We start from the raw sequence: 6,884 nt of genomic DNA on the forward strand, positions 1-6,884 counted from the left end.
CCCTCGACCTGTTGCCACTGCCCACTGGCGTTCGATCTCAGCCGCATCACGATGTCATTCGCCATGAGGTTCGGATTCGTGAGCTCTTCTCCCAGCTCCCCTCCCGGAGACGTCGCTCCCCCCGTGGCGAGCGCTCTGCCTGCTGCCTGGAAGTACCTCTTGCAATTCAGCGAGCGTATCTCGGCGTCTTTCACCTTGGGGAGTCCCAGCTTCTCAGACGCCTCGTTCAGGGCATTGATGAGGCTCAAAGCCCCGGGGGCCATCTTCACCGACCCTGTGGCCTCCGCCTCACGCCGCGCTTGGTCCGCTCGCTGTGCCTGTTCCCGCTCGTGCTTCTTGCGAGCCTCCTCCTGAGCCCGACGGATCTGCTCTTGAGTCCGCCGTATATCTTCGAGGCTCCCTGAGCCCGAGGGAACCACGGACGGAGACGGTGCCGGAGTCACTGATCGGGACGGCGTGGGGGCTGGCGAGGGGGACGGAGTCACAGACCTGGAGGGAGCCGGTGCTGGAGGCGGTGGCGGAGTCACACGCCTGGATGGAGCCGGTGATGGGGGCACCCCTCCGCAGCGAGGGTCGGCACGCGGCCCGATCCGTCGGCCTAGGCACGGATTGACCCAATCGGCGCCCATGACCAGCGAAGGGCGCAAGATGAGATCCCCGATCCCCATACTCGACATCACACCGACACCAATCACCCATGCGAGAAATCGATGCATGGCAGACTCTTCACCTTGGCCTTCTGAGCTTTTGGATCTTCTCCTTGACCACCGCAACCTCTTCGCCACGGCCCGGGATCCCCTCGATCATGCGCAGGTATTGCTCCCAGGCCGCGATGGCCTCCGCCTTCTTCCCCATACGTTCGAGATTGGCGGCGATCCGGCCCCGGGCCTCCGCATAGCCGGGTTCGATCTGCAAGACCCGCTCAAACGCCTGGTTGGCGGCGGAGAATCTCTCTTTCACGGTGTTGGCAATCCCGACGTTGAGATGGTATTCGGCAATCTTGGGGCCCAGCTCTATCGCCTTCCTGAAGCTCGCGATCGCATCATCATGCAGCTTCTTGCCGGCATAGGCGATACCCAGCTTGTTCCAGACCTCTGGATCGCGGTTCTGGGTCGCGCTGAGCGCCTGCTTGTACGTCTTGATCGCTTCGTCGAAGCGCCCACCCGCCCGATAGGCGTCTCCAAGCCCGGCAATGGCCCTGGCGTATTTTGGGTCCTGGGCCACCGCCTTCTTGAAGGTGCTGACGGCCTCATCGGAGCGCCCGATCCGGACGTAGGCGAGCCCGAGGTTTGAATAGACCTCGGGATACTGGGGTCTATGGGCCAGGGCGTTCAGATACGCGCTGACGGCCTGAGCGAATAGTCCAGCTTCGCTGTACGTCAGACCGAGATTGTTATGGGCCTCAGCATACCGAGGCTCCTGCGCGACCGCAGTCCTGAAAGCCGTGACGGCATCTTCCAGGAGGCCCTTCTCGCGATAGGCCACTCCCAGGTTATTGTGGGCCTCGGGGTAGAAGGGGGTCAGGGAGACCGCCCTTCGGAAGGCGAGGATCGCGTCGTCCAGCTGCTGCTTGGACGTGTACGCGAGACCGAGCGCGTTATAGGCTTCCGGGTAGTCGGGTCGCCGTTCTATGGCCTTCTGAAGCGCCGCGATGGCCTCATCCATCTGCCCCTTTTCCCGATATGCACTCGCGAGGTTGAAATGGGCCTCGGGATAGTTCGAGCGGAGCGCGATGGCTTTCTTGAATGCGGCGACGGCGTCCTCGGGGCGACGGGCGTTCCGGTAGATCACCCCGAGGTTATTCAAGGCTTCCGGTTGGGTTGGCCTCAGAGCTGTGACTTTCTGATAGGCCGTGATCGCATCCGCAATCCTTCCTTTCCTGACGAAGGCCTCACTGAGGAAATGGAAGGGCTCCGGGCTGTCGGGCTTGAGATCTGCCGCCTTCCTCAACGTCGCAATCGCCTCGTCCAGCATGCCTCTGCTGGTGTAGGTCGAGCCGAGAGCGAGCAAGGCCTCGAAATATCGGGGATTCACGCCGAGGACGTGCTGGAGGACCGCAATAGCTTCGTCACTCTCGCCTCTGGCGCTTAGTGCCACGGCCAGATAGTAGTGGGCTTCCAGAAGACCGGGATTCAGCTCGACAGCCCTCCTGAGCGCCGCAACGGCCTCGCCGTACATGCGTACGGCGATATACGCGGCCCCCAGATCCTTGTAGGCCTCAGCGTATCGTGGCGCCGCCGCAAGGGCATTGAGAAAGGAACGGCTCGCCTGCTCATACAGGCCTTTCGTCGCGTAGGCTTCCCCCAGGGCGCGGTGTGCTTCCGCGAGCCTCGGGGCCAGGGTCACGGCCTTTCTCAAGATCGTGATCCCTTCATCCGTCTGACCCTTCTTGACTAGGGCCAGGCCCAGGTCCTTGTAGCCCTCCGCATAGTTCGGATCGGCCTCGACGGCCTTTCTGAAGGCCACGATGGCCTCGTCCAGCATGCCTTTCTGGAGATAGACGTCACCAAGGTAGTTGTGGGCCTGGGCATAGGAGGGTCGTTGCTGAAGGGCCCGTCTGTAGGCCGTTATGGCCTCATCGAGCCTCGCCTGGGACGCGAAGACAGTCCCCTCGCCCAGCCACGCCTCGGGGTAATTCGGTTGAACGCTCCTCGCCCTCCGGTAAGCTTCAAGGGCCTCCCCCCACAGACGCTTCTGGCTCAGAGCCAACCCCAGATGATAGTGGGCTTCTGCCAGGTCCGGTTTTGCCTGGAGCGCGCCCTGGAAGAGCCGGATCGCCTCGTCGACCCTTCCCGCGCTCAGGGCCTCAACCCCGGCCTGGTCCAACGCCTTCGCGTCCTCTGCTGGGGCCCCCACCGCAGCCCTGGCAAGGGACGCTACTCCCACTGCTGGCGCTGATTCCCGGGTCTCAGGTCCTGTCGCGCACGCCTGCACTAATGCCGCCAACAGTATGACGCCCCATGTAGGACCTCGAAGAAGTCGCCTTACGTTACGCATGGACGGACCCTCTGGTCAGGGAACGCTCCTCCCCCTTCGATTCAATGTGCCTTCACGGACGATAAATCCATTCCGTGTCCAGCCGTTGTTGGCCTGCTCCGACGCGAGCACTCGCTGGACTTACCTTCCAATTTGTGACCGATAGCGCTCGAAATCGCGCTTGAAGTAGTCGGCCGGCAGGTCCCTGAGCAGACGCCGACCGGCCTCTCTCGCCGGATTATCTTTTTCCCTAAACTCCCGAAGGAGCCGTTCCGTATGGCGCTCCGCTAACGCCTCTCCCCATTCGCCGCCCTTGGTAAGCCCGATCAGGCCACCGACGATACCTCCAACTGGCGCACCGCCTGGGACGGGCAGCAATCCACCACCGGCGCCACCTATTGCCGCTCCAGATACACTTCCGACTGCCGATCCACCCAGTCTACCTCCTGCTCCCGCGAGCTCCACCCAGATCCTCTCGGCGTTTCTCTCGCGCTCTATTCCGGAGCTGCGATGCCATTTCCGCACGGCATCGAGAACCTCATACGTCTCGAACCAGATGTCGACCTTCGAGACGCCACTGGTGGCCCGCGCAACCGCCTTCGGGAGGCCACCAGCAGTCCTCCCGGCCTTGGTGAGCTCAATGTCCCCTAACAACGCTTTCAGTGCCTCCTCAGGTTTCGACAGAGGACGGGCGCCAACCCACTCTCGGAATATTGCCTCTGCCTTGGTGGGTCTTCCCGAATGACGGAGCTCTTCCCGGAGTGCCTCACGGAGCGTCGCGTATTCTCCAGCTATATGGCCTCCAGTGTGGAGGACATGTTCCACCCCGTGATGTCTCGAATCGACATTCTCATGCGCTTCTGGTCCGGGCTTTGGGCCGAGCTGGGGCTCAGGGGGCGGCCAATGTCCGGGCGTAGAGGGTGGCCAGTAAAACCTTGCTGGGGGTGACTGCTGTGTTTGGGAGGTCCTTCTTGGATCATAAGGTGGCCAGTACCAACCCGTTGAGCCTAATTCCGGCTTTGGACCCGTCTCCGGACCCGTGCGGGATCGCTGTGACCGCGGACGTACAGAATCATCCCATTCCCAACGGCAAGGGCTGTTGCACCGCAACAGGGCCCAACCCTCCCGCCTCGCCTCCGGCCGTGCTACTTCACGAGGAGATTCCCGAGTGATAGGGCTTCCCGTTGGCCGGGACGCCTCGGGTCGGGCCACCGGGGCCTCCCTGGTCCGCTGAGCGACCGGGACAGGGGGTGGCGCTGCTCGAGCGCCTAGACCTACTGCGGAAGGCGAGGGCGTACCCGAGCCATCAAAGTCAGGCAGGCCAAGCCGCTCGCGCACGCGCTGCGCTGCTTCTTGCACCGGCGACAGTCCTGCCGACTCAGGCCGGGCCACCGGCAGCCGTTGACCGTCAAAATCCACCGCAACAGGCGAGGGCATACCCGATCCATCAAAGTCAGGCAGGCCAAGCCGCTCGCGCACGCGTCTGACAGCCTCCTGCACGGGAGAGGGCCTGGTCCCCTCCTCGTGCTCCGCGGACGCAGGAGGGGAAGGCTCAGGGGCCGGTGGTGGTGTGGTTCCGATCACAGTGGGCGTGATGGGGGTTGGCTCGATCGAAGTCGGCATAATCGGCGTCGGCTCGATCGGTGTCGGTGTGATGACCGTTGGGATAATCGGCGTCGGCTCGATCGGTGTCGGTGTGATCGCCGTCGGGATGATGGGCGTCGGCTCGATCGGTGTCGGCTTTATCACGGTTGGGGTGATAGGAATCGACCGTATCGGTGTGAGGACAATGGGGGTCGGCGTGATGATAACCGGCCTGATCGGGATCGGTCTTATCGGGATAGGTCTTGCTATCGTGGGCTCGAGGCTTCCCTCTGTCCCTGGAGCGCGTTGTCCCTTGCGGGCCTGTTCGATCCGCCGCGCCTGTTCCCGCTCCCGCTCCCGCCGAGCCTCCTCTTCAGCCCGACGCCTCTCCTCCTGAGCCCGACGCAGTTGGTCGAGCTCTGCTGGGGCCGAGGGAATAGACGGACGTAGTGGTGGAGCCACAGAGGGCGCCGGTGGCGGAGTGGCAGGCCTTGGCGACCGAGGAGGGGTAACAACCTTAGACGGCGCCGGCGGCGGAGTCACACGCCTGGGTGGAGGCGGCGGGGGAGACCCACCGCAGCGAGGGTCTGCACGCGGACCGATCCGTCGGCCCAGGCACGGATTGACCCAGGACCCTCCAGCAGCAAGTGGGGGCCGCAGAGCAGCCTCCCAGATTATCCCGCCTAGGATTACAGCCAATCCGACAATCCCCGTTACGAATTTGCCCATATTGGCCCTCTCCCTTCAGGGCAAGAGGCACTGATCAAAGAGCTGGCTCTCTAGGCGGATACCGAGCACCTCGTCTCCCTCACCCCGCCCCCTCGCCAATGGCCCTTGTCCGAGGCAGAGGCCCCGATCAGAAGCGGAGCGAGAGCCCCACGAAGGCCGAGTAGCCCGAGAAGTCGTCCTCCCGATCGGTGGTCTCGCTAAAGACTTCGAAGTACTTGCCTGTGAGGTCGAGGGTCAAGGGGGTGCCGGGGATCGCCCAGCTCACGCCCAATCCGACCGCCAGCCTTTCGTCAAACGCGAAGAATGTAGGGTCAAAAGGTCGCTCAGCCGCCCCGACAGCTCCCTCGCCAAAGACCCGGAGCGTAAGCGCCTCGGAGGGACGGTAGGCGAGCTCGAGACTGGCCGTGCCCGTGGTACCTTCCTGAAGGAACAGTCGCTGCTCGACGAACCGTTCCTGTATCCTGAGGGCGGTATTCCCCCGTCTGGGAGTGCTGTCGGTGTACATGATGCCCAGCCGCCCCGTCGCCGTGAAGGATCCCAATACAAGGGTCGCGGGGAGCTCGAGCGTATAGCTATTGATATCCTGGTCGCCGACCCCCGTGATCCGCCGGTAGCTTGCATCCAGGCCAATGTTGAAGGCCTCGCCCAACCAGAGATTTGCTCCCAGCAACCCCTCGTATTCGTCCCCTCCGGGCGACGTGTCGCCCTCGATCTCCTGGGTTGGATCAAATTCCCCGCGGCGGGTGTATCCCCCACCCGCGTACAGGTGCAGCTTGTCTGCCTGGAGGAGCAATCTCAGCTTTCCCCCTCGGTCATAGCCCACGCCCTGTGGCGATCTGCTCACGACCGCGAGGTTCGGAATGGCCCTCCGCTCCAGCTCGGTCAGGCGCGTTTTCCCCGTGGGCACGTTGAAAGACAGGCTTCCCTCGATTCCCCAGGTTTTCCCATCAAAGGTCGAATACGTGGCCGTGACCGTGGTGTCTGTCCAGGGATTCAGCCTCGTGCTCTCGCTCCCGCTCGTGACCTTGCTCTGGATCTTCCCTCCTTCCGCGAACACCGAGAGCACGCCCGACGGCACGAGGAGCCGGCTCACCTCGAAGCCGAGCCCGTAGATCTCCGTGAATTGGTGGCCCTTCTGCGTGACGTCCCCGTCATTGCGCCAATCGTCGTAGTACCCTCTGGCGGATCCAAGGATCCGCCAATTCCGGTCCTGGGCCTGGGCGCCGGTCTCCTGGCTGCCGGCCCCCGTCTGGGCGAATGCCAGTCTGGATCCGTCCCCCCAGGAGTCCCTCGCTCCCAGCCGAAGCCCCTCGGGCGCCAACCGAGCCCCTTCCCGGGTCCTGTCGACGGTCGTCCACTGATCGCTCTGGCGACCGGGGGCCGCGGTGACCGGGGAATTCCGGTCCCGGGCCTGGGCCCCAGCCTCCTGGCCCCCACTGCCAGTCCGGGCAACCGCTAGTTGATAACCGTCTCCCCAAGCCCCCATTCCTCTGAGGCGAGGGCGGTCGGACGCCAGCCGGACCCCCTCGTGGGTCCCGTCAGAAGCGACACGCGGGTCAAGGTAGTTGCGCCCGGGACGGAGGTTGAAACGCCAA

General features: G+C 63.8%; 5 protein-coding genes. 1 reads left to right on the forward strand and 4 read right to left on the reverse strand.

Annotation, left to right across the window (positions count from 1 at the left end):
- From HY726_10635 to HY726_10645, 3 genes are all read right to left on the reverse strand, one after another.
- Window positions 1-269, reverse strand: a 269-nt coding sequence (locus tag HY726_10635) for a hypothetical protein (protein MBI4609456.1), incomplete at its 3' end; no start/stop codon positions are given.
- Between the two features lie 457 nt (window positions 270-726).
- Window positions 727-2,826: a tetratricopeptide repeat protein gene (locus tag HY726_10640; GenBank protein MBI4609457.1), complete on the reverse strand. Its 2,100-nt coding sequence runs from the start codon at window positions 2,824-2,826 to the stop codon at window positions 727-729.
- 291 nt (window positions 2,827-3,117) lie between these two features.
- On the reverse strand, window positions 3,118-3,801 hold the full coding sequence (locus HY726_10645) for a hypothetical protein (GenBank protein MBI4609458.1): 684 nt from the start codon (window positions 3,799-3,801) through the stop codon (window positions 3,118-3,120).
- Between the two features lie 745 nt (window positions 3,802-4,546).
- Between HY726_10645 and HY726_10650 the strand changes: the two genes are divergently transcribed.
- On the forward strand, window positions 4,547-4,957 hold the full coding sequence (locus HY726_10650; GenBank protein ID MBI4609459.1) for a hypothetical protein: 411 nt from the start codon (window positions 4,547-4,549) through the stop codon (window positions 4,955-4,957).
- Window positions 4,958-5,416: 459 nt separating this feature from the next.
- Here HY726_10650 and HY726_10655 read toward each other — a convergent pair whose 3' ends face one another.
- The gene (locus HY726_10655; protein MBI4609460.1) at window positions 5,417-6,610 is read right to left on the reverse strand and encodes a hypothetical protein; all 1,194 of its coding nucleotides are present in this window, start codon (window positions 6,608-6,610) and stop codon (window positions 5,417-5,419) included.
- Window positions 6,611-6,884 lie beyond the last annotated feature (274 nt).

It is taken from the genome of Candidatus Rokuibacteriota bacterium, from assembly GCA_016209385.1.
GTDB lineage: Bacteria > Methylomirabilota > Methylomirabilia > Rokubacteriales > CSP1-6 > JACQWB01.